This is a genomic window from Oxalobacteraceae bacterium OTU3CAMAD1 (assembly GCA_024123915.1).
In the GTDB taxonomy this organism is placed as follows: Bacteria; Pseudomonadota; Gammaproteobacteria; order Burkholderiales; family Burkholderiaceae_D; genus Rugamonas.
In genome coordinates this window covers 1,799,992-1,823,915 of sequence record CP099650.1, presented here as the reverse complement: position 1 = coordinate 1,823,915, position 23,924 = coordinate 1,799,992, and the positions used below count along the sequence as shown (strand labels likewise).

At 63.0% G+C, this 23,924-nt stretch carries 12 protein-coding genes; 7 read left to right on the top strand and 5 right to left on the bottom strand.

Annotated elements, in window-relative coordinates; translation table 11 throughout:
* Window positions 1–67: 67 nt before the first annotated feature.
* The 4 genes from NHH88_07700 to NHH88_07685 all read left to right on the top strand — a co-directional run bounded on the left by NHH88_07700 (window position 68) and on the right by NHH88_07685 (window position 6,919).
* Window positions 68–1,963, top strand: coding sequence for a PepSY domain-containing protein (locus tag NHH88_07700; GenBank protein ID USX15653.1), 1,896 nt, complete (start codon window positions 68–70; stop codon window positions 1,961–1,963).
* Window positions 1,960–2,328, top strand: coding sequence for a DUF3325 domain-containing protein (locus NHH88_07695; GenBank protein ID USX15652.1), 369 nt, complete (start codon window positions 1,960–1,962; stop codon window positions 2,326–2,328). Before NHH88_07700 ends, NHH88_07695 begins: the two co-directional genes overlap by 4 nt.
* A gap of 121 nt (window positions 2,329–2,449) precedes the next feature.
* Window positions 2,450–4,759, top strand: a complete 2,310-nt coding sequence (locus tag NHH88_07690; GenBank protein ID USX15651.1) for a GH92 family glycosyl hydrolase — start codon at window positions 2,450–2,452, stop codon at window positions 4,757–4,759.
* Between the two features lie 285 nt (window positions 4,760–5,044).
* Complete coding sequence (locus NHH88_07685; protein ID USX15650.1) at window positions 5,045–6,919, top strand: EAL domain-containing protein; 1,875 nt, start codon at window positions 5,045–5,047, stop codon at window positions 6,917–6,919.
* Between the two features lie 167 nt (window positions 6,920–7,086).
* Here the strand turns inward: NHH88_07685 and NHH88_07680 are convergent, their stop codons facing one another.
* The 3 genes from NHH88_07680 to NHH88_07670 all read right to left on the bottom strand — a co-directional run bounded on the left by NHH88_07680 (window position 7,087) and on the right by NHH88_07670 (window position 11,939).
* Window positions 7,087–8,766, bottom strand: coding sequence for an alpha-amylase family glycosyl hydrolase (locus NHH88_07680; GenBank protein ID USX15649.1), 1,680 nt, complete (start codon window positions 8,764–8,766; stop codon window positions 7,087–7,089).
* A 57-nt stretch (window positions 8,767–8,823) separates the two neighbouring features.
* Window positions 8,824–10,455 carry an alpha-D-glucose phosphate-specific phosphoglucomutase gene (locus NHH88_07675; GenBank protein USX15648.1) on the bottom strand — a complete coding sequence of 544 codons (1,632 nt, stop codon included), beginning with the start codon at window positions 10,453–10,455 and terminating at the stop codon, window positions 8,824–8,826.
* A 158-nt stretch (window positions 10,456–10,613) separates the two neighbouring features.
* Window positions 10,614–11,939, bottom strand: a complete 1,326-nt coding sequence (locus NHH88_07670) for an MFS transporter (protein ID USX15647.1) — start codon at window positions 11,937–11,939, stop codon at window positions 10,614–10,616.
* 204 nt (window positions 11,940–12,143) lie between these two features.
* Between NHH88_07670 and NHH88_07665 the strand changes: the two genes are divergently transcribed.
* On the top strand, window positions 12,144–14,573 hold the full coding sequence (locus NHH88_07665; protein USX15646.1) for a DUF5110 domain-containing protein: 2,430 nt from the start codon (window positions 12,144–12,146) through the stop codon (window positions 14,571–14,573).
* A 64-nt stretch (window positions 14,574–14,637) separates the two neighbouring features.
* Window positions 14,638–16,467 (top strand): M2 family metallopeptidase, encoded by a 1,830-nt coding sequence (locus tag NHH88_07660; protein ID USX15645.1) that lies wholly within the window; start codon window positions 14,638–14,640, stop codon window positions 16,465–16,467.
* A gap of 257 nt (window positions 16,468–16,724) precedes the next feature.
* Here NHH88_07660 and NHH88_07655 read toward each other — a convergent pair whose 3' ends face one another.
* The gene (locus tag NHH88_07655; GenBank protein USX15644.1) at window positions 16,725–19,466 is read right to left on the bottom strand and encodes a TonB-dependent receptor; all 2,742 of its coding nucleotides are present in this window, start codon (window positions 19,464–19,466) and stop codon (window positions 16,725–16,727) included.
* Window positions 19,467–20,043: 577 nt separating this feature from the next.
* Between NHH88_07655 and NHH88_07650 the strand changes: the two genes are divergently transcribed.
* On the top strand, window positions 20,044–23,388 hold the full coding sequence (locus NHH88_07650) for an alpha/beta hydrolase-fold protein (GenBank protein USX15643.1): 3,345 nt from the start codon (window positions 20,044–20,046) through the stop codon (window positions 23,386–23,388).
* A gap of 35 nt (window positions 23,389–23,423) precedes the next feature.
* On the opposite strand, the gene NHH88_07645 is transcribed toward NHH88_07650, so the two are convergent.
* Window positions 23,424–23,921: a DUF3919 family protein gene (locus NHH88_07645; protein ID USX15642.1), complete on the bottom strand. Its 498-nt coding sequence runs from the start codon at window positions 23,919–23,921 to the stop codon at window positions 23,424–23,426.
* Between the last annotated feature and the right edge of the window lie 3 nt (window positions 23,922–23,924).

Here is a 23,924-nt window from a genome sequence, read left to right as displayed (position 1 = left end):
CGTCCCCGCACCAGCCACGTCACCGCCATCAAAGAGAGAAACCTCCCTTCTCCCTTGAAAGACCCCTATGACTGTGTCGCAGTCCCAGAAAGCGCCCCAATTGCGCTACCGCGCCGGTGTCGCGCTGCGCGCGCTGATCGCCATCTTCGGCGGCTACGCGGTGGCGGCGGCGATCGCGGCGACGCTGGCCATGTGGCTGCCCATCGCCCGCGTCGAAGCCGCGCTGACCGCCACCATGACAGGCCTGATTATTTATCCGTGCGCGATCATGTGGTGCTTCGCCGCGCGCACGCCTCTGCGCGCTGGGCGGCCTGCTGCTGGCGGCGCTGCCGTTTGCGCTGCTGCTCGCGCTGGGCACGCAGGGAGCGGCGGCATGAAGGAAGGCTTCCGTCAATCGATGGCCTGGCTGCACACCTGGTCAGGCTTGCTGGTGGGCTGGGTGCTGATGCTGATCTTCATGGCCGGTACCTCCAGCTACTACCGCGATGAGATCACGCTGTGGATGAAACCCGAACTGCACCAGGCAGCTATCGCACCGGTGACGCAGGCGATTGCGGCCGATCAAGCCGCGCGCATGCTGCAAAAGCGCGCGCCCAACAGCGAGCGCTGGTTCGTGTCCCTGCCCAGCGGCCGCGAACCGGCGATCCAAACCATGTGGGCGCCGCCGGCCGGCGAAGGCAAGGCCAAAGGCAAGGGCAAGGGCCGCCGCCGTTTCGAGGAGGCCCTGCTGGACCCGGCCACCGGCGCCGAACTGGCCGAAGCCCGTTCCACGCGCGGCGGCGACTTTTTCTACCGCCTGCACTTCGACCTGCACTACATGCCGGTGCCAGTGGCGCGCTGGATCGTCGGCATCTGCGCCATGTCGATGCTGGTTGCCATCCTGTCCGGCATCGTCACCCACAAGCGCATCTTCAAGGATTTCTTCACCTTCCGTCCGCGCAAGGGCCAGCGTTCGTGGCTCGATTTTCACAACGTCAGCGCGGTGCTGGCGCTACCCTTCCATCTGATGATCACCTACACCGGCCTGGTGACGTTGATGTTCATGTACATGCCGTGGGGCGTGAAGGTCGCCTACAACAACAACGACAAAGCGTTCTTCGCCGAGCTGTTCCCCGGCCCGCCGCAGGGCGCCAAGGCCTCCGGCGTGGCCGCGCCATTGACACCGCTCGGCCCCGTGATAGCCCACGCCAGCCAGGCCTGGGGCGGCGCGCCAGCCGGACGGATAACGGTCAACTTCCCCAACGACGCGGCGGCCACCATCGCCGTCACCCAGCAGGAGGGGCGCGGCGTCAGCTCGGACCTGCCAACGCTGATCTACGACGGCGCAACCGGCAGGCCGCTGCCGTCGCCGGACGCGGGACGCGGGGCCGCCGTGGCGACACGCGGCGTCATGTACGGGCTGCACATCGGCCGCTTCGCCGATCCGCTGCTGCGCGCGCTGTTCTTCATCTCCGGCTTGGCAGGCAGCGCGATGGTCGCCACCGGCCTGCTGCTGTGGGCAGTCAAGGAAAAACCAAAGCATCTGAAGGCTGGCCGCATCGGCTTTGGCCTGCGGCTGGTGGAAGGCCTCAATATCGGCGCGATCGCCGGCCTGCCGGTGGCCATGGCGGCGTACTTCTGGGCCAACCGTCTGCTGCCGGTGGGACTGGCCGAACGTCCGGCGGCGGAGGTCAGCTGGTTCTTTACCGCCTGGGCGGTTTCCATGGTGGCGGGACTGGCCTGGCCATCGCGCCCGATGTGGCGCTTGCAGCTGCTGGTCGGCGGTATGCTGTTCGCGCTGCTGCCGGTGCTGAACGGCGCGACCGGCGGCGCCCATCTGCTGGTGAGCATCCCGAATGGCTTATGGGCGCTGGCCGGATTCGATGGCGTGACCTTGCTGGTCGGCGGCCTGCTGCTCTATGCTTCGGCGCGACTGGGACGTGCGCCGGTGACAAAAACTCGACTTGCGGGAAATGCTGCATGACTTCGATCTACGCGGTAATGACGGGATGCGCGGCGGTGGCCGGGGCCTTTTCGGGATTCGCTTTTCTGGGCCTGGCGATGGATCGCCATTGGGCCGACGTGCACGGACGCGGAACGGAACCGTCGCCAGAGCAGCGCCGCCGATTGCAGTGGTTTGGGTGTGGGCAGCTGTTGCTGTCGCTGCTCGCTTGTCTGGCGCTGCGTGGCAGCACGCAGGGCTGGGTGTTGTGGCTGGGGGCGCTGACGGCGGCTGGATGGATGGCGGTGTTGGCGATGACGTATGCGGTGGGGCGACTGCCGCGCAGCGGTATGGCGGCTGGTTCTCTGGCGTTGCTGGGGGCTGGGGTAGGCTTTCTGATGCGGTAGCATCCCATGCCGCTGGCGGCGCGTGCATGGCGGATTACGCTTCGCTAATCCGCCCTACGTGGTGTAGAAGAGTCCTTGTAACCGTGGTATCTTTTCGGCTTCTCCAACGTCCGATCAGATCATGAAACTGAACGCACTTTATTTGCCGGCTGTGTTGTTCGCGCTGGCCGGATTGGCCTCGGCGGCGCCCGTGGTTGAACCGGTCGATTGGGTCAATCCGCTGATGGGGACTGCCAGCAAGCCCGAACTCTCCAACGGCAATACCTACCCGACCATCGCCCTGCCGTGGGGGATGAATTTCTGGACGCCGCAAACCGGCAAGATGGGCAACGGCTGGACCTACACCTACGACGCCGACAAGATCCGCGGCTTCAAACAAACGCACCAGCCGTCGCCGTGGATGAACGACTACGGCCAGTTCGCCATCATGCCGGTGGTCGGCCAGGCGGGCGGCAAACCCAAATTCACGCAGGACGACCGCGCCAGCTGGTTCTCGCACAAGGCCGAAGTGGCCAAGCCTTACTACTACAGCGTCTACCTGGCCGACGCCGACGTGACGACCGAGATCACACCGACCGAGCGCGCCGCGCAGTTCCGCTTCACCTTCCCGCAAACCGACGAAGCCTACGTGGTGGTGGACGCCTACGACAAAGGCTCGTACATCAAGGTTATTCCGGCCGAACGGAAGATCGTCGGCTTCAGCACCCGCCACGCGCGCGGTCCGCTGCCCAAGAACTTCAAGAACTATTTCGTGATCTACTTCGACAAGCCGTTCGCCTCCACCAGGCTGTGGAACGGCGACCAACTGGCCGGCGACGTGCTGGAACTGGCGGCCGACCATGCCGGCGCGCTGGTCGGCTTCAAGACCGCGAAAGGCGAAAAGGTCGGCATGAAGGTGGCGTCCTCCTTCATCAGCGAGGAACAGGCGGAGCTGAACCTCAGGCGCGAACTGGCCAACGACGGCTTCGACACGACCGCGCAAAAAGGCCGGGCTATCTGGAACAAGACGCTGGGCCGCATCAACGTAGAAGGCGGCAGCGAGGAGCAGACGCGCACCTTCTATTCCAGCCTGTATCGCACCTTGTTCTTCCCGAATAAACTCTACGAGATCGACGCCGACAACCAGATCGTCCATTGGAGTCCGTACAACGGCCAGGTCCTGCCGGGCTATATGTTCGCCGGCACCGGCTTCTGGGATACCTTCCGCGCGCTCTACCCGTTCCTCAATCTGATGTACCCGTCGATCAACCGCGAAATGCAGGCGGGCCTGGTCAACGATTTCAAGGAGGGCGGCTGGCTGCCCGAGTGGTCCAGCCCCGGCTACGCCAACGTCATGATCGGGAATAACTCCGCTTCCGTTGTGGCGGAGGCGTACATCAAGGGCCTGCGCGGCTACGATATCGAAACGCTGTGGCAGGCGCTCAAGCACGGCGCCAACAATGAAGGTCCGATGAGCGCCGTCGGCCGCGCCGGCGTCGGCTACTACAATGAACTGGGCTACGTGCCGTACGACGTCAAGATCAACGAGAATGCCGCGCGCACGCTCGAATACGCGTACGACGATTTCGCCATCTACCAACTGGGCAAGGCGCTGGGCAAGCCGCGCTCCGAGATCGCCATCTACGGCCAGCGCGCGCTGAACTACAAAAAACTGTTCGATACGGAGACCGGTCTGATGCGGGGCAAGAACAAGGACGGCACCTTCCAGTCGCCGTTCAATCCCTTCAAATGGGGCGACGCCTTCACCGAAGGGAATAGCTGGCATTACACCTGGTCGGTGTTCCAGGACGTGAACGGGCTGATAGACCTGATGGGCGGACGCGAAAAATTCGTCGCCAAGCTCGATGAAGTCTTCACGCTGCCGCCGATTTACGACGAGAGCTACTACAAGGCGGTGATCCACGAGATCCGCGAAATGCAGATCGCGAACATGGGCCAGTACGCGCATGGCAACCAGCCGATCCAGCACATGATCTACCTGTACGGCTATGCCGGCGCCCCGTGGAAAACCCAGTACTGGGTGCGCGAGACGATGAACCGCATGTACAAGCCCACGCCGGACGGCTACTGCGGCGACGAGGACAACGGCCAGACCTCCGCCTGGTATGTCTTCTCCGCGCTCGGCTTCTACCCGGTCACGCCTGCGGTGCCGCAATACGTGGTCGGCGCGCCGCTGTTCAAAAAGGCCACGCTGAAGCTGGAGAACGGCAAAACCATCGTCATCAACGCAGCCGCCAACAGCGACACCAGGCGCTACGTGCGCTCGCTGAAGATCGACGGCAAGGTCACCTCGAAGAACTGGCTCGGTCACGCGGACTTGGTGCGCGGCGCAAGGCTGGACTTCGACATGGCGGAGCGGCCCGATACACGGCGCGCGACCGCCCCGGCGGACGCGCCCTACTCCCTCTCCACCGATCCGCAGTATCAATAAAACCACAGGACGGGCTCGGTCCAGCCTCTGGCCAGCCCTTGCCGACTTGCCCCACCGCAAGTTTTATGCGCATCGCATGCATCGATAAAAAAATCGTGCTATCATTTATTCCATCAACGCAACAATGTTTTCCTTGTTGCAAACAAACTTAGAGCCGCAGAGCCCTAAACACGCTCACCTCTCGCCGTTCAAGAGACGCCTGTGACCCTCATGTCATAACGCGCCCGCCAGTGCCTCACCCCGCATTGAATAGCACCTTGTCAACAATTAACGAATGACCGGATCATGACTATTTCTTGCCAACTCAATGAAGCGCGCCGGCTGGAGGCGCTCAATAAACTCAATCTGCTCGATACGCCGCCCAGCGACGCATTCGACCGCATCACCCGCATGGCCGCGCGCCTGTTCGACCTGCCGATTGCGGCGGTGTCGCTGACGGACGCCGACCGTCAATGGTTCAAGTCGCGCGTCGGCGTCGAGCACACGTCGATCCCTCGCCTGCACGCACCTTGCGGCGAAGTGGCCGACAGCAGCCGGGTGCTGGTGATTCCCGATCTGCTCAGCGATGCGGCCTTCCGCGACAGCCCGCTGGCCGCCAGCGGCATCCGCTATTACGCCGGCGCGCCGCTGACCACCATCGACGGCTACTGCCTGGGCGCGATGTGCGTGCTCGGCACCGAGCCGCGCGAGACCACCAAGGCGGAACTCGCCATCCTGTCCGACCTCGCCGCGATGGTCATGTCGCAGATCGAGATGCATCACGCGCTGGGCCGCGTGGACCCGCTCAGCGGCCTGCCGAACCGCAACCAGTTCATCGAAGACTTCCAGGACATGCAGCGCGAGCGCCCCGCCGACGAGCAGCGTCTGGCGGTGCTGATCAACCTCGCCACGCCCGACCAGATGTCGCACGCCGTGCGCGCGCTGGATCCCTCCTTCCTCGACGAGCTGGTGGTCGATTCGGCGGCCTGGATACGCGCCGAGACGGGACCACGCCGCAAGGTCTACCACGTCGCGGCCATGCAGTTCGCGCTGCTGTCCGAGCCGAACATGGCGCTGGACGACTACATACGGGTCCTGGAAGAGAAGCTGGAAATGGGCGTCAGCATCAGCAAGATGCGGTTTGTCACCACGCCGTCGATCGGCGTCGCGCCGTTCGAAGTGGGCACGGCCGACGGCTTGAACGTGCTGCGCCAGGCGCAAAGCGCCGCGCACGACGCCATCGACAGCGCCACCCACGTCGCCGTGTACTCGGCGGTGGAGGACCGTCTGTATCGGCGCCGTTTCAACCTGCTCAACGACTTCGCGACGGCCCTGATCAGCCGCGATCAACTGCGCCTGGTCTATCAGCCGCGCGTCGACATCGCCAGCGGCGAGTGCATCGGCGCGGAGGCGCTGCTGCGCTGGAACCATCCGACGCTCGGCCCGATCGGCCCCGGCGAATTCATTCCCATCATCGAGCGCTCCGGCCTGGCCCAGGCGACGACGGCGTGGGTGCTGAACCGCGCTTTGCGCCAGCAGCAGGCATGGCGCAAGGCCGGCCTGGAGCTGCAGCTGTCGCTCAACGTCTCGGCCTCAAATTTGCTGGAGCCGGACCTGGCCGACCGCGTGGTCGCCGGATTGGAACAATACGGCTTGCCGCCGGAGTGCCTGGAGCTGGAGATCACCGAAAGCGCCATCATGGAGCAGCCGGTCAAGGCCAACGCCATGCTTGAAGCGCTGGCCGGCACCGGCGTGCACCTGGCGATCGACGACTTCGGCACCGGCTACAGCAGCCTGTCGTACCTGCAGCGCATGCCGGCCAACGTGGTCAAGATCGACCAGTCGTTCATCCTGGGGTTGGAGGACGACTATCGTCAACAGGGCCTGGTCAGGACGATGATCACGATGTCGCAGGATTTGGGACACCGTGTGGTGGCGGAAGGCGTGGAGCGCGGCGACGTGCTGGCGTTCCTGCGCTCGGCCGGCTGCGACGAGGCGCAGGGTTATTTGTTCGCGCGTCCGCTGGAGGTGGAAGCCTTCGCGGCGTGGTGCCGCGAAAGCAGCGCGTGGGATGACGCGGTGATAGCCACCGCTCCACGACGCGAGGCGCGCGCTTTGTGCTCGCTGGCGCGGCCGAAGGTCAACACGGCGGCGTCCCGCCGCCGCCATCAGGCGCGTTAAGAGATGGTGTCGGCTGATTGTGCCGACACCGCGGATATCGGCGACACCAAGGATATACGTAGGGCGGATTAGCGAAGCGTAATCGGCCATGCATGCGCCGCCGGCGGCTCATAAATGGCCGATTACGGCGTTCCGCCTAATCCGCCCTACGTGGTTTAGACGGAGCCCTACTGCCCGATCAGCACTATCGCGTTGCGCGTGCCGAAACTGACCTTGCCGCCTTTGACCACAGCCGTCTTGCCCGAGTAGTAGTCCTTGACCTTCTGGCCATTGGCGAACACGCCGCGCACATTGATCGTGCTGGCCTTATCGGTCGGCTGCTCCAGCGCGACGACAACCTTGTCGCGCAGCCCGCCCTTGTCGTAAGTCCGCTTGAACACATACGGCTTGGCCTGCAGCTGCTGGTGCACTCCCGCTCCCACCGCCACATGCGCCTGGCGGAACAAACCTAACTTGCTCCAGTGCGCGCGCACATCGGCAATCTTGTAGCCGTCGCGCGCCGTGTTCTGCTCCAGCTCATCCCAGTTCATGAAGGTGCGCAGCTTGGCGTCGCCCACCGCATCGGCCTGATCGAGCTTGCGCGCGGTTTCATCACCGTAGTAGATCTGCGCGGCGCCGGGCGCCAACAGCAATTTGGTCGCGCTCTCGAACGGCCTTTTGCGCTCGCGGTCGAACGGCTGGTCGTAGTCGTGCGAATCGAGATAGTTCAGCACCGAGTAGCCGTTCAGCCCGCCGCCATGCAGCGTGTTCGAATAACTGCTGAACAGCGACTCGTAATCCTTGTTCGCATCGCGCACCAGGCCGAAATTGATCACGCTATCGAAGCCGTTTTGATAGTAATTGGCGGTCTGCCCACCCAGGTCGTAATTCTGGCCGTGGGCGATGTCGTAGTTATAGACTTCCGCCGTCATGTAGAACTTGTCGTCGCCGAGCTTCTTGTCCGGATTGGCGCGCTTCCAGTCCTCGAACGCCGCATCGGCGACGGTGCGCAATTCCTTCCACACCCCAGCCTCCACGTGCTTGACGGTGTCCGCGCGGAAGCCGTCCACGCCGAACTTGCGTATCCAGTCGGCGTGCCACTTCATCAGATAGTAGCGCGGCGCGCGTGGATAGCCGGTGCGCTTGAAGAATTCGTCGAGCTCCTTGACCTCCTGCGTGTAGCGGCCTTCGCGGCGCCACTTCTCCACCAGCTGCGGCGGCAACTCGACTTCCTCATTACTGTCGGTGCGGACGTCCGGCAGGTTCTTCACCAGGGTGCATTCGATGGTGGTCTTCGCATCCTTGTGCGTGCACGCCGGTTCGGTGCGCACCCACTGCTGCGGCCATGCCTTGTCGATCGTCGTCTCCGGACCGATGTGGTTCATCACCACGTCGAGGATGACGCGGATGCCGCGCGCGTGCGCGGCTTCGACGAAATTGCGGAAATCGGTTTCGGTGCCCAGATTGGCGTCGACGGCGGTGAAGTCCTTCGCCCAATAGCCGTGGAAGCCGTAGGACTTGCCGGTGCCTTCGTCGGTGCCTTCGTGGATCTGCTCCACCGGCGGCGTGAGCCAGATCGCGTTCACGCCCAGGCTGTCGAAATAACCCTCGTTGATCTTGTTGGTGATGCCGGCCAGGTCGCCGCCCATGTAGCCGCGCAGCGGCGCGGCGTCGGCGTTGCGGCCATAGGCCAGGTCATTGCCGGTGAAGGCGTTGTTGAAACGGTCCGTCAGCAGGAAATAGACTGTGGCGTTCTCCCACAAGAATGGCTTCTTTGCGGCCGCCGGCGTTGCCGCCGATTTTGCCACCGATTTTGCCACCGCTTCGGCGGCCATTGCCGGTGCGCCGAAGGCCAGCGCCAAAGCCATTGCAAGAGTCGTACGTGTACTCCACTTCGTCCATTCCATGCTGTCGTCCTTATAGTGTTATGTGGTGACGGTCGGACGCGCGCGTCCGGTCCATCCTTCAATGCCGCCAACCTGCTCGGCGATCAAGATCAATGCGGAAAGCGCCTGCTGGGTAGGCAGGTGGTGCATGGCCGGATCGTCCTCGTAGCGTTCCAGATAAACGCGCAAGGTCGCGCCTTCCGTACCGGTGCCCGACAAACGGAACACGATGCGCGAGCCGTTGGTCATGACGATGCGGATACCCTGCTTCTTCGACACCGAACCGTCGATCGGATCGGTGTACTCGAAATCGTCGGCGAAATCGACCACGTAATGGCCCAGGTCCTGACCCTTCAGGGTCGCCAGCTTGATGCGCAGCGAATCCATCAGCTCATTGGCGCCTTCGACCGGCACGCCCTCGTAGTCGTGGCGCGAATAGTAGTTGCGGCCGAAGCGCGCCCAGTGCTCGCCCACCAGCTGCTCGACCGACTTGCCGGTGACGGCCAGCAGGTTAAGCCAGAACAGCACGGCCCACAGGCCGTCCTTTTCGCGGATATGGTCCGAGCCGGTGCCGTAGCTCTCCTCGCCGCACAGCGTCGCCTGGCCGGCGTCGAGCAGGTTGCCGAAGAACTTCCAGCCGGTCGGAGTCTCGAAGCTCGGGATGCCCAGCGCGGCGGCCACGCGGTCGGACGCCTGTGACGTCGGCATCGAACGGGCGATGCCTTTCAGGCCGGCCTTATAGCCCGGCGCCAGGGTCGCATTCGCGGCCAGCACGGCCAGGCTGTCCGACGGCGTGACGTCGAACTTGCGGCCGACGATCATGTTGCGGTCGCCGTCACCGTCGGACGCGGCGCCGAAGTCCGGCGCGTCGTCGGCGGCCATCAGCTCGATCAACTGGGCCGCATTGACGGGGTTCGGGTCCGGGTGGTGGCCGCCGAAGTCCTCCAGCGGCTCGCCGTTGATGACGGTGCCGGCCGGCGCGCCCAGCATCCCTTCCAGGATCGCTTTCGCGTAAGGGCCGGAGACGGCCGACATGCCGTCAAAGCACATGCGGAAGCCGCCCCCGAACAGTTTTTTGATGGCGTCGAAATCGAACAGTTCCTGCATCAGTTCCGCGTAGTCGGCCACGGAGTCGATCACTTCGACGTCCATCTGCTCGATGCGCGAGGCGCCGATTTTATTCAGGTCGATGGCGGCTGCGTCGCTGATGCGATAGGCGGCGAGCGATTCGGTGCGCTGGTAGATCGCCTCGGTCAGGCTTTCCGGCGCGGGGCCGCCGTTGGCGATGTTGTACTTGATGCCGAAGTCGCCATCCGGTCCGCCCGGATTGTGGCTGGCCGACAGCACAATGCCACCCAGCGCGGCGTGCTTGCGGATCACACAGCTCACGGCTGGTGTCGACAGGATGCCGCCCTGGCCCACCAGCACCTTGGCAAAGCCGTGCGCCGCCGCCATGCGCAGGATGACCTGCACCGCCTCGCGGTTGTGGAAGCGGCCATCGCCGCCGACCACCAGTGTTTTACCGGCGACGTCGCCCAGCGTATCGAACACGCTTTGCACAAAATTCTCGAGATAGGACGGCTGCTGGAAGACGGTGACTTTTTTCCGCAGGCCGGAAGTCCCCGGCCGCTGGCCAGGGAAAGGTGTGGTGGTGACTGTCTGAATGCTCATGTTCGCTCCGGGTGGATAAGAATGACAAATCGGTGAAATCCGGGTGACAACGACGTGACAGTTACGCCAAATCGCGTGTCACCGCGCTGCGACGGTTGTACCTGTTCCGGCCAAATCGCGTCGCACAACATACTTGTCTCACGAACAATATTACAGCATCAACCCTCCGGGTCCGCGTTATCCTGGACGGACAGGGTCAGAATCGCCGCCACCAGCATGCACACGCCGCCCAGCATCAGGGTCTTGACGGCGTGGCCGTCGAACACGTTCTTGGTCATAAAGCCGAGCAGCAGGCCGCTGACGATCTGCGGAATCACGATGAAGAAATTGAACACTCCCATGTAGTAGCCCATGCGGTTTGCGGGCAGCGCGCCGGCCAGGATCGCGTACGGCATGGTCAGGATGCTGGCCCACGCGATGCCCACGCCGATCATCGGCACGAAGGCCATGTTCGGATCGCGGATCGCGAAAAGGCTGATCAGGCTCGCGCCGCCGATGGCCAGGCAGGTCATGTGCACGAACTTGCGGCTGGTGTGGCGCGCGAAGACCGGCAGGATGAACGCGGCCAGCGCGGACACGCCGCTGTAGACGGCGAACATCACGCCGACGTGGTTGCCGGCCTGCTGGAAGGCGGCCGATTGCGCATCGGTGGTGCCGTAGACGTTTTCGCCGATGGCGTTGGTGGTGTAGATCCACATCGCGAACAGGCCGATCCAGGTGAAGAACTGCACTGCCGCCAGCTGCACCATCGTCTTCGGCATTTTGCCAAAGCCGCTGAAGATCTCCGTCAGCGCGCGGCCCAAGCCCCGCGTGCGCTGCTGCTCGGCGCGGAACGCTTCCAGGTCGCTCGGCGGTTCTTCCTTCGCGGTCAGCACGGTCCACATCACGGCGGTCATATAGATCGCGCCGCCCGCGTAGAACGAATAGCGCACGGTGTCCGGGATGGCGCCGTTGACCGGCACATTGCTCACGCCCAGATAGTCGGCGAAGATGGTCGGCAGCAGCGACGCGATCACCGCGCCCCAGCCGATGAAGAAGGTTTGCATCGCGAAGCCGGCGGTCTGCTGCGACGGTCCGAGCTTGTCGCCCACGAAAGCGCGGAACGGTTCCATCGACACGTTGATCGCGGCGTCGAGCATCCACAGCACGATCACCGCCATCCACAGCGCAGAGGAATTCGGCATCAGGAACAGCGCCAGGGACGCCAGCACGGCGCCGACGAAGAAGAACGGACGGCGGCGGCCCCACTGGGGGTGCCAGGTGTTGTCGCTCAGGTAGCCGATAATCGGCTGCACCAGCAGGCCGGTGACCGGCGCCGCCAGCCAATACAGGGACAAATCGTCGGGATTGGCGCCGAGCGTGGAGAAAATCCGGCTGGTGTTAGCATTCTGCAGCGCGAAGCCGAACTGGATACCGAAAAAGCCAAAGCTCATATTCCATAGCTGCCAGAACGACAGTATGGGCTTGCTGCTGGAAGATTTCATGCGACGCGTCCCGATTATTGAAATTTGTAGCAAAATAACACGACACCCCATGTGTGTCAATTGAAAGGATACCAAGGTAAAATAACGCTAAACGGCGTACCTTGGACCGAATTTTATAGTCAAATGTAGCCAAACAACAGAACACTACACATCACGAGACTCTTACCCGACATGCGAAGCAATCCCATCGTAAAACTTGCCGTTTTGCCATTAGCCCTGTTCACCCTGTTTGCCGCCCACGTCCCGTCCGCGCTGGCGCAAAACGCCGGCCGCATTTTCGCCAGCGCCAAACTCCATGGCGGCTTTATGGAAGTGCGCGCCAGTGACGGCGTGTACCTGATCAAGCCCTACACCCGCAGCATCATCGAAACCACCTTCATCCCCGAGGGCGAAACGGCCGATCCGGATTCGCACGCGGTGGTGCTGGCGCCGGCGGCGGTGACCACCTCGTTCTCGGACAAGGGCAACAAGATCGAATACGCGACACCCGGCCTGGTGGTCACGGTCACCAAGTCGCCCTTCCAGATCTCTTACGCGTACAAGGGCAAGCAACTGGTCGCAGAAAAGAAGGGCTACATGAAGGTCACCGACGATGTCGCGACCGGCAGCAAGGATATCAACAAGGGCGAGCCGCGCGTGTTAGAGGCGATCGAATTCGCGCTCGATAAGGACGAAGCCTTGTACGGCGCCGGCGCGCGCGCGGTCGGCATGAACCGGCGCGGCAACCGCTTCACGCTGTATAACAAGGCGGACTACGGCTACGGCGCGACATCGAAGCAGCTTAACTACGGCATGCCGATCGCGCTGTCGTCGAAACTCTATGCGCTCCACTTCGACAACACCCGCACCGGTTACCTCGATTTCGACAGCAAGAAGGACAACAGCCTGCGCTGGGAAACCATCGGCGGCCGCAAGACCTATCAAATCGTCGCCGGCGACAAATGGGAGGACGTGGTCGACAACTACACCTACCTGACCGGCAAGCAGCCGATACCGCCGCGCTGGGCCTTCGGTAACTTCGCCATGCGCTTCGGCTACCACAGCGAAACGGAAGCGCGCGCGGTGGTCGATAAATTCATCGCCGACGACATCCCGCTCGACGCCATCGTCTTCGATCTGTACTGGTTCGGCAAAGACGTCAAGGGCACGATGGGCAACCTGGCCTGGGACGCGGACAACTTCCCCAACCCGATCGGCATGATCTCGGACTTCAAGCAAAAAGGCGTGCAGACGGTGGTCATCAGCGAACCGTTCATCGTCGACACGTCCAGCCGCTGGAAGGAAGCGGTCGACAAGAAGATCCTCGGCACCGACGCCAGCGGAAAGCCGCTGGCCTACGATTTCTTCTTCGGCCATACGGGCCTGATCGACATCTTCGGCCAGCCCGGCAAGGACTGGCTGTGGAATATCTACAGGGACCTGCGCCTGCAGGGCGTGACCGGCGTCTGGGGCGACCTGGGCGAGCCGGAACTGCATCCGACCGAGATGCGCCACGCCACCGGCAGCGCCGACGAGGTCCACAACATCTACGGCCACCAGTGGGCCAAGCTGGTGGCCGAGGGCTACGAGAAGGACTTCCCCACGGAGCGCCCGTTCATCCTGATGCGCGCCGGGTATTCGGGCACGCAGCGCTACGGCATCATCCCGTGGTCCGGCGACGTCGATCGCAGCTGGGCCGGACTGCAATCGCAGCCGGAGATCTCGCTGCAAATGGGGATGCAGGGCGCAGGCTATATGCACTCGGACCTGGGCGGCTTCGCCAACCCGGTGCTGGACAACGAACTGTATGCGCGCTGGCTGCAGTACGGCGTGTTCCAGCCGGTGTTCCGTCCGCACGCGCAGGAGGAAGTGCCGTCGGAGCCGATCTTCCGCGACGACAAAACCAAGGCGCTGGCGCGCGACGCCATCCGCATGCGTTATCGCCTGCTGCCTTATAACTACACGCTCGCCTTCGACAACAACCAGAAAGGGCTGCCGCTGATGCGCCCCATGGTCTACGAGGAACCGGGCAACGCCAAGGTGCGGGCGATGTCGTCGACCTACCTGTGGGGCAAGGACTTCCTGGTCACGCCGGTGATGAAGGCCGGCGCCACCAAGGCCGATGTCTACTTCCCCGCAACCGCCGCGTGGTTCGATTTCTATACCGGCGAGCGGCAGGCCGGCGGCGCCACCCGGTCGGTGAAACTGAGCCCGGACCACGTGCCGGTGTACGTGCGCGCCGGCGCCTTCATCCCGATGACGCGCGTGGTGCAGACGACGCGCGACTACACCACCAAGAACATCGAGCTGCACTACTACCACGACGCCTCGGTGAAAACCGCCACCGGCAAACTGTATGACGACGACGGCCTGACCGCGCAGGCGTTCGAGCATGGCAAGTACGAGCTGGTGACCTTCACCAGCAAGGTGGCTCGACGCGGCCTGTCGATCAGCATCGACTCGGCCATCGGCGACAACTACCGCCGGCCGGAACGCAGCGTCGATCTGACGGTGCATAACGTCGGCGCCAAGCCGGCGTCGGTGCGTGTCGACGGCAAGGTGACGACGTTCGCCTGGGATGCCGGCAGCAAGCTGCTGACACTGGTGCTGCCACCCAACGCCATGCCTTCGAGGACCGTCTCCATCGCCCTGTAAGCGTGTATGATTGTTTGCCATCGAATCAAAGCCGGTTCGATGGCCGACAAGACTACCCAGGGAGATGCACTTGACACCAAAAATTATCAGCACGCTGCTGGCGGCTTCCGCCATGACAGCCGTCAGCGTTACCGCGCTGGCCGCCCCCGCAAAAAAACCGACCGTCGCCGAAGCGGAACGCTTTTTGGCCGACACGGAAGAACGCCTCAATAAACTGAACAACGAACAGGCGCGCGGCGCCTGGGTCGGTTCCAACTTCATCACCGACGACACGGAAGCGATCACCTCCTACTTCGCCGAACGCTATTTGACGGCGTCCGGCGAGGCGGCGATCGGCGCGCGCCGTTTCAACGGCCTGAAACTGCCGGCGGAATCGGCGCGCAAGCTGATGCTGCTGCAGCAAACGCTGGTCTTCGCCGATCCGAAGGAACGCGAACAATACGCCCAATTGCAGGCGGCACTGAACGGCGCCTACGGCAAAGCCAAATACTGCGTCAAGAAGGACGACGGCACCGGCGACGCCTGCATGGCGCTGGGCGAGATGGAAAAGGTACTGGCCAACAGCCGCGATGAGCCCAAGCTCAAAGAGATGTGGCTGGGCTGGCACGCGCAATCGCCGTCGTACAAGGACAAGTACACTGAATACATCGCGCTGTCGAACAAGGGCGCCAAGCAGATGGGCTTTGCCGACACGGGCGCCATGTGGCGCGCGCAGTACGACATGCCGCCGGAAGCCTTCGCCGCCGAGATGGAGCGCCTGTGGCAGCAGGTCAAACCGCTGTACGAGTCGCTGCACACCTACACCCGCTACAAGCTGCGCGAAACCTACGGCCCGGACGTGGTGCCGCTGACCGGTCCCATCCCGTCCCACCTGTTCGGCAATATGTGGAGCCAGAGCTGGGACAATCTATACCCGATCCTCAAACCGAAAACCGGCGCCAGCGGCTACGACCTGACCAAGGTGCTGGAAGCGCGCAAGACCGACGCCAAGCAGATGACGCAGTACGCCGAGCGTTTCTACACGTCGCTGGGCATGCAGAAGCTGCCGGCCACGTTCTGGGAACGTTCGCTGCTGACCAAGCCGCGCGACCGCGACGTCGTCTGCCACGCCTCCGCCTGGCCGTTGAACGAAAAGGACGATGTGCGCATCAAGATGTGCATCACGCCGACGGCCGAGGACTTCACCGTTATCCACCACGAGCTGGGTCACGTGTACTACTTCCTGGCGTATAACAAGCAGCCCTTCATGTTCCGCAATGGCGCCAACGACGGCTTCCATGAAGCCATCGGCGACACCGTCGCGCTGTCGATCACGCCCGATTACCTGAAGAAGGTCAGCCTGATGGACCAGGCGCCGCCAGCGGACGCCGACATCGGCGACCTGTTGAACCGCGCGCTGGCCAAGGTCGCGTTCCTGCCGTTCGCCTATTCGGTGGACAAATGGCGTTGGGACGTTTATGCCGGCAAGACCAAGCCGGAGGACTTCGATAAAACCTGGTGGCAGCTGCGCGAGCAGTACATGGGCGTGAAGCGTCCGGCGGCGATCGCGCCGGGTGGATTCGACGCCGGCGCCAAGTACCACGTGGCGGCCGACGTGCCGTATGCGCGCTACTTCCTGGCGCACATGCTGCAGTTCCAGTTCCACCGCGCGTTGTGCCGCGAGGCCGGTTATACCGGTCCGCTGAACCGCTGCTCGGTGTACGACAACGCCAAGGCCGGCGCCAAGCTGCAGCAGATGCTGGCGATGGGCGCCAGCAAGCCATGGCCGGAAGCGCTGAAGGCGATATCGGGCGAAGACAAGATCGACGGCGGCGCGCTGCTGGAGTACTTCGCGCCGCTGAAGACGTGGCTGGACCAGCAGAACGCGGCATTCGCCGCCGCCCAAAAGCAGTAAAAGCCAAGTACGCGTTATATCTCTAAAACCGGGTACACGGAAACGTGAAAAACCTCGGAGACACGTAGGGCGGATTAGCGCAGCGTAATCCGCCATGCGCCGCCAGCGGCTCACAGATGGCGGATTACGCCTTCGGCTAATCCGCCCTACGTGGTTTAGAAGTCATCCATATTCCCGTTCCCAGTCCCGGTCCCCGCCATAAAAAAACCCTCGCCGGCTTGCGCTGGCGAGGGTTGAAGAGCTCAGATACAACCGGTTTAGAACTTGTAGTTCATGCCTGCGATCACGGTGCGGCCATACTTCGCGTATTCCAGCTGCTGGGCGCGATCGCCGTTATACGTTTCATACGCGGCGTTGCGCAGGTTGTTGACCTGCAGAACCAAGCCAACACCCTTCATGGCGCCGCTGTTGAACGTGTAGCCGATCTGGAAGTCGACGACGTTCTCACCGACGACGTAGCGCAGCGCGCGGTCGTTCGAGAAATTGCCGATCTCGCCGACGAAATCGGAACGACGACGCTGGCTGATGCGGGTTTCGAAACCATTCTTCTCGTAGTAAGCGGTCAGGTTGGTGGTGCGCTTCGACAGGCCCGGCAGCGGGATATTCGAACCAATGCTGCCGCTTGGATCTTCAATGGCGATCTTGCTATCGGTGTAGGTGGCGCTGGCGCTCACACCGAAGCCGTCGAGCACCGGGGTCAGCATGTTCAGCGGCATCGAACCGGACAACTCAACACCCTTCAGGATGCCACCGTTGCCATTGTAGGCGGCGGTGTAGTTACCGGTGCGGCGGGCCAGCGGCAGACCATCCGCCGTCACGAAACCTGCCGGGAAGTAGTTGGAGAAATCGTATTCCTTGGTCTGCGTGAAGATGTAGGTATCCAGCTTCTTGAAGAACGCGGCGGCGGCGACATACGCCTTCTTGGCGAAATACTTCTCGTACGAAATGTCGACCGCCTTGGCGCGCCATGGGTCCAGTCGGGCGTTGCCGCCGCTGGCGCTAGGCTCGCGCTTGGCGGTGTCGACGTTGATTTCCAGCGCCGAACGCAGCTGGTCCACCCGCGGGCGCGCCAGTTGCTTGGCCAGGCCGAAACGCACGGTCTGGTCGTGTTCGAAACCGAACGCCAGGTTCAGGCTCGGCAGGAAGTCGGTGTAGCTCTTGCCGTCATGCACAGGCTTGATCTGGCTGCCGGCCGGGGCGCTGTTGTCGACGTAACGCGAGTCGGACGACTGCGTGGTGTTCTGCATCTGCACGCCAACGTTACCGCGCAGGCTCACCGTCGGGCTCAATTCCGTCTCGATGTTGGCCTTGGCGAAGCTGGTCACGACTTTCTCGTTGACCGTCCATGCTTTCGGGATCAGGTAGGTCAGGTCTTCGCTCGGCTGGAACGACATGAACTGGCTAACCATGCCCGGCACGTTCCAGGTCGGAATCGAACCGGCGCCGGCGAAGCCGAGGTCCACATTGCCATATTGCAGGCTGCCCGGCACCGCGATCGGCGCGCCGACCAGGTTGATGGCGCCTTCCGCCTGTCGCTTGCTCTTGCTGCGGTCGGCGTAGTTGACACCGAAGTCGAAGCTGGAGAACACTTTTTCCAGATCGCCGCCGGCACGCACGTTGGCGGTCAGCTTGGCGCCCTTCAGCTCGTCTTCCACGCTTGGCACCTTGCCGTAGCCGGAGCCGTAGATGGTGTTGCCGACGAACAGGTTGGCCGGGTTGCTGTAATCGAGGCCAGTGGTCAGGCGCGAGTAGCCGCCGTTGCCGTAGCCAAGGCTGACCTTGTCGAGCAGGGCCGAGGCGCCGCCATTGCTGTACTGCAGATTGTTTTCCAGGCCGGTTTCGTTGCGCTTGGCTTTCGAGTAGTTCAGGTCGGCGAAGATAGTGAAGTCGCTGTTGCGGAATTCGTTGCTCCAACCCAGCGCGCGGATGTCATCCTTACGCTTGTTGTACATGCCGCGCACCAGCGGGCGCACGTTGTTGAGCGTGCCGCCGGCGATGGTGCCGTTGTTGACCTGGACCGGGTTGTAGTTCGACTCGCCCTGCTCCAGCGAGATTTCCAGCTGGTTGGCGGTTTCCTCGGCCTTGAAGCGCGACGCGTACACGTCCAGGATACTGGTCCATTGTTTATTAGGACGGTATTGCAGTACCCCCATCACGCCGTCGCGCTGGTTCTCGCCGCTGCGGGCCACGGCCTTGATGCCGTTCGATGCGAAGGTGCCGGCCGGCAGGCCGTTGCGCGCGTCGCGTTTCCATGGCTCGTACAGGCCGGTTTCATTGGACAGGATCGGGGTTTCCAGGCGCGCGTAGCCGAGCGCGATACCGATCGTGCGGTTGGCGAACTGGTCGATGTAGCTGGCGCTGAAGCGGCTGCCGGTGTCCTTGGCGTTGCCGATCTTGCCCAGCGAATTCTTTTCGCCACGGGCGTTGAACGCCACGGTGCGGTTGGAGAAGTTCAGCGGACGCACGGTTTGCATGTCGATGGTGCCGGACAGGCCCTGGCCGACGAGGCCGGCGTCAGGCGTTTTGTACACGGTCACGCCGCTCATCAGCTCGGACGGGTATTGATCGAATTCGACGCTGCGGTTGTCGCCGGTGCTGACCTGCTCGCGGCCGTTCAACAAGGTGGTCGAGAAGTCGGGCGACAGGCCGCGAACGCTGATGACCTGGGCACGGCCGGCGACGCGCTGGGCGGCCAGGCCTGGCAGGCGCGAGATCGACTCGGCGATGGAAACGTCCGGCAGTTTGCCGATGTCTTCGGCCGAGATGGCCTCAACGATGGAACTGGAATCCTTCTTGACCGAGATGGCGCCCTCGATACCGCGACGGATACCGGACACGACGACGGACGCGATCGGCGCCTCGGTCGCCGCCGGCGCATCGGCGGTGGTTTGCGCGTATGCCGGGCTGGCGAACGCCGCCACAAACAAAGCACACCCCGCTGCGACCGGCTTTAATGGAAATGCAGCGGTCTTGCTGCGCTTATTTGCGAAATTACTCATTCAATGTCCCCTCATACACGACATAAATTAATCTCCCGCAACATCAGGCGCACCGCATTCGGGGCGTCACAACTACACGGGATCCAAGGAAAGCTGACGTTCTCAAGACGTTCTGGCAGGAATTTTGTACTAAAACTAGATTCAATGTCAATTGAACTTCTGTTTACCTACGGATTGCGGGGCTCGGCTGCAAGCGGCCTCCCTATGAGATCAACTCCGCCGTTGTATTTCCACTACAGGGACCGGCCAAATCATATGTAGTAGAACTACATAATTTCCGAAAAAAAGACGTGTTTTTGAAAGCAAATGTCAGTTTACTGCTGAGTTGCGGACCTCCGCAGGCCATGGCAGGCCGCAGAAAAGCACGCGATCCGGTCATGCTGCCGAAAAACCACAAGTTTTTTGTATTTCGAGTAAATTTCGCTTTGACCGACGGTTTGATGACGTCCCACATTGAGAGTATTCTCTGGCCCAGCCAAGAATAAGCCGAACTCAAGACTTAAAATCAGTCTTGTAGTACGACTACTTAGAGGGCATCCGGGAAAACCGTCTAAAACATGACACTGGAGATAGAACAATGAGTTTTCGCCCGACCGCGCTGTGCGCCGCCATGTCCCTCGCCTCTCTCGCTCCTTTCGCGTCGGCCGCAACGACAGCCACCGCCAACTATCCAACCTGGGACGGCAAGCAGGAAACCGTCCGCTACGCGACGCCGGATGCCGGCGCCACGCTGCGCAGCTACACGCAGGCGACCACGATGCGCGTGCGCGAAGGCGGCAAACAGCAAATCGGCTATCAGGAATCGGCGACGTTGCCGACGGTCCGCGGCGGCAGCCTGGCCTTCGACGCGCTGTTCGCGCTGGCCGGAGTCGAAATGAAGCAGGATTCCGTCAACGAGATCCGCGACGGCAGCTACAACGGCGGCAACGCCATCCCCTGCGAGTGCTTCGAAACCGGCGAGTTATGGCACTACGTGTGGACCCGCGACCTATCCTACGCCGCGTCGCTAGGCCTTGGCATGCTGGACCCGCAACGCGTGCGCAACTCGCTGCTGTTCAAGCTCTCCGGCTACCGCGATGGCGTCAAGCCGGGCGCGCACGCCGCCGGCAGCGCGGACGGCCTGCAGATCATCCAGGACACCGGCAGCGGCGGCAGCTGGCCGGTCAGCACCGACCGTGTCAGCTGGGCCTTCGGCGCGGACGAGGCGCTCAAGGCGCTGGCGCCGGAGGAGCGCCGCGCGTTCGCCGCCACCGCGCTGAAGGCGCTCACCAATACGCTGGAAAACGACAGGATCGCCGTCTACGACCGCGTTGATGGTCTTTACAACGGCGAAGAATCCTTCCTCGACTGGCGCGAGCAAAGCTACGCGGCATGGATACCGGGCGACCTGGCCGGCATGGCGACGTCGAAGGCGCTGTCGACCAATGCCGGTCATTACAAGGCGCTGACGCTGGCCGCGCAATTGGCGGCGGAACAGGGCGACAAGGCGTTGGCCGACAAATACGCCGCATGGGCGACGGATCTGAAGCGCGCCATCAACCAGCGCTTCTGGCAGGCCGACACCGGCATGTACAGCAGCCTGACCGCCGGCCACTTCGACGGCGCGCCGCTGTACAAGTACGACTGGCTGGGACAATCGCTGGCCATCGTCACCGGCATCGCCGACGAACGGCAGGCGCAAAGCATCCTGGCGCGCTATCCGCATGGTCCGCTCGGCGCGCCGGTGATCTTCCCGCAGCAGGCCGGCATGGCCGTCTATCACAACCGCGCCATGTGGCCTTTCGTCACGGCGTATGGCCTCAAGGCTGCGGCGATGCATGGCAACGTGGCGGTGGCCGATGCGGCCTACGACACGCTGATGCGCGGCGCTGCGCTGAACCTGTCCAACATGGAGAACCTGGAATGGATCTCCGGCCAGCCGATGCTGGAGGATAAGCGCACGGTGGCCGGCAAGCAGGTCGACCTGAGCGGACCGGTGGTCAACTCGCGCCGGCAGCTGTGGTCCGTGGGGGCCTACCTGGGCATGGTGGTGGGCGAGGTGTTTGGGGTGCGTACGACGGACAGCGGCATCGCGCTGCGGCCTTTCGTCACGGCCAAGCTGCGCCGCGAAGCTTTCGCCGGCAGCGACGTGGCGACGCTGAACAACCTGACGGTGCGCGGCAAACGCATGAGGGTACGCCTGCTGTTGCCCATCGCCGCGCCATCGGACAAAAACGGCTACTACGCGGTCGACAGCGTGACGGTCAACGGCAAGGCCGCCGCACAATCTCTGGATTGGTCGGCTCTGAGCGACGACAACACGATCGACATCCGGCTGGGCGGGCTGCTGCCAGGGCGGCAGGAAAAGCGCGACGTCGGCGCCAAGCCGCTGGTCGAAGATCGGGCGGTTTACGCGCCCTCCGAGCCGCGTATCGTCAAGCTGGAACGCGGCGCCTACGGCTTCCCTACTTTGCATATCGCGTATCAGGGCGCCAGCAAGGGCGTGGTCTACAACATCTATCGCAACGGCGAACTGGCGACCCAGCGCGTCACGGCGAACAAGTGGGCCGACCGCCGCGCGCCGCGCCTCGACAAGGGCGACGGCGGAAACCTGTGCTACGCGGTGGAGGCGATGGTCACCGGCTCCGGCAACCGCAGCCACCACAGCGCGCCGGTCTGCCTCGAGACAGGCACCGAGATCGGCGCCGGCGACGCCCGCATCGAGTCCGGCATTGCCGCCAGCGGCGGACAAATCGCCGGCTGGGGCGCGCCGGCCGACAAGTTCGCGGTGCGCGACATCAAGGTGGCGCGCGACGGCAGCTACGCGCTGCAGATCAGGTACCGCAACACCGCGCACCAGATCAACCTGGGCATCAGCGGCGGCGTAAAATGGTTGTCGTTGAAGGACGACAGCGGCAAGGCCGTCGCCGGCGGCGTGGTGCAGTTGCCACACTCGCCGGAGCAGGCCGGCCCGTCGTATTCGACGCCGATCCGCGCCGCGCTCAAAGCCGGCAGCTACCGCCTGGAACTGGAGGACCACTACAACATGACCTACCTGAAAAGTAACACCACCTACAGCGATGCCGGTGGCGTGAAGGGACCGTCGAACAAGTTCGACATCCACGGCGTGCGCGTGATGCCGGTAGCGCCGCAGGCCGCCGCCGACTCCAGCGCCGACGCATTCCCCGCGCCCGCAGGCGCCATCCGCATCGTCGAAAATTTCGCGTCGCCGCAGCTCGGCAACAGCCGCAATCTGCGCATCTACCTGCCGCCGGATTACGAGAACAACCCTCGGCGCCGCTATCCGGTGCTCTACATGCACGACGGCCAGAACCTGTTCGACGCCAGGACCGCCGCCTTCGGCGTCGCGTGGGACATCGGCGCCACGATGGACCACCTGATCGCCGGCGGCGCCATCGAACCGGCCATCGTGGTCGGCATCGACAACACCAAGGACCGCATGGACGAATACACGCCCTGCTGCGACCCGAAACACGGCGGCGGAAAGATCGACGCCTACATGGCCTTTATCGTCGATACCGTCAAACCGTGGGCCGACGCCAACCTGCGCACCCTGCCCGGCCGCGAGCACACGGCCATCATGGGTTCCTCGCTGGGCGGCCTGGCCTCGGTGTACATCGCCCAGCGGCATCCGGAGATCTTCTCCAAGGCCGGCGGCGTATCGGGTTCGTTCTGGTGGAATGACGGTGCGTTCATGAAGAACGTGCCTGCGCGGCAGCCGGTCAAGTTCTACATCGACGCCGGGTCGAAAAAAGACGGCATCGAGCACACGCTGAAGATGCGCGACGCCATGCTGGCGCAAGGCTACAAGCTGGATGAGGATTTGTATTTTTACCAGTCGCCGGACGGCGTCCACAACGAGAAATCGTGGGCGGCGCGGGTACACCTGCCGTTGACCTGGTTCTTCGCCGCTACGAAGTAGGCACTTCGTAACGGCGAACAGTCAAGCAACCCGGCTTACTTCGCGTCCTGGATGGCTTCAAGCATTTCCTCGCTGGCAATGCCGGTCTCTTTTGCATGAGACAGCAACTTGCTTTCCAGGGATGCGCTCGAATCGGCGCGCGCCGCAAATTCAGCCACGCCGCCCCGAGCCGCCAGGGTGCCGGCGGTCGAAGGCGAATCGAGTAACACGGCCGAACCGTTCACCACGAACGATTTAATTTCCGGCGACGTCTTCGTATTATTGGTGACAATAAAGCCTTGATAACCCAGTTTAGCCGGCGGCAGGCCGGTTTCGCCTTCCTTCAGCTTTTTCTGGGGCAGGTTTTTCACGAGATTGAGAATCTCCTGAATTTCACTCTCGTCGGTGATGGTAAAGGTCGGGTTGGCACGGCCCGAAAAGACCATCAACTCGACTTTAAGCGCTTCCTTCTTGAGCGTTGGCGTTTGTGCTTGAGCCGTCATAGTAAAAGTTCCTACCAGGGCGAATGCGACCGCTGTCAAATATTGTTTCATCTT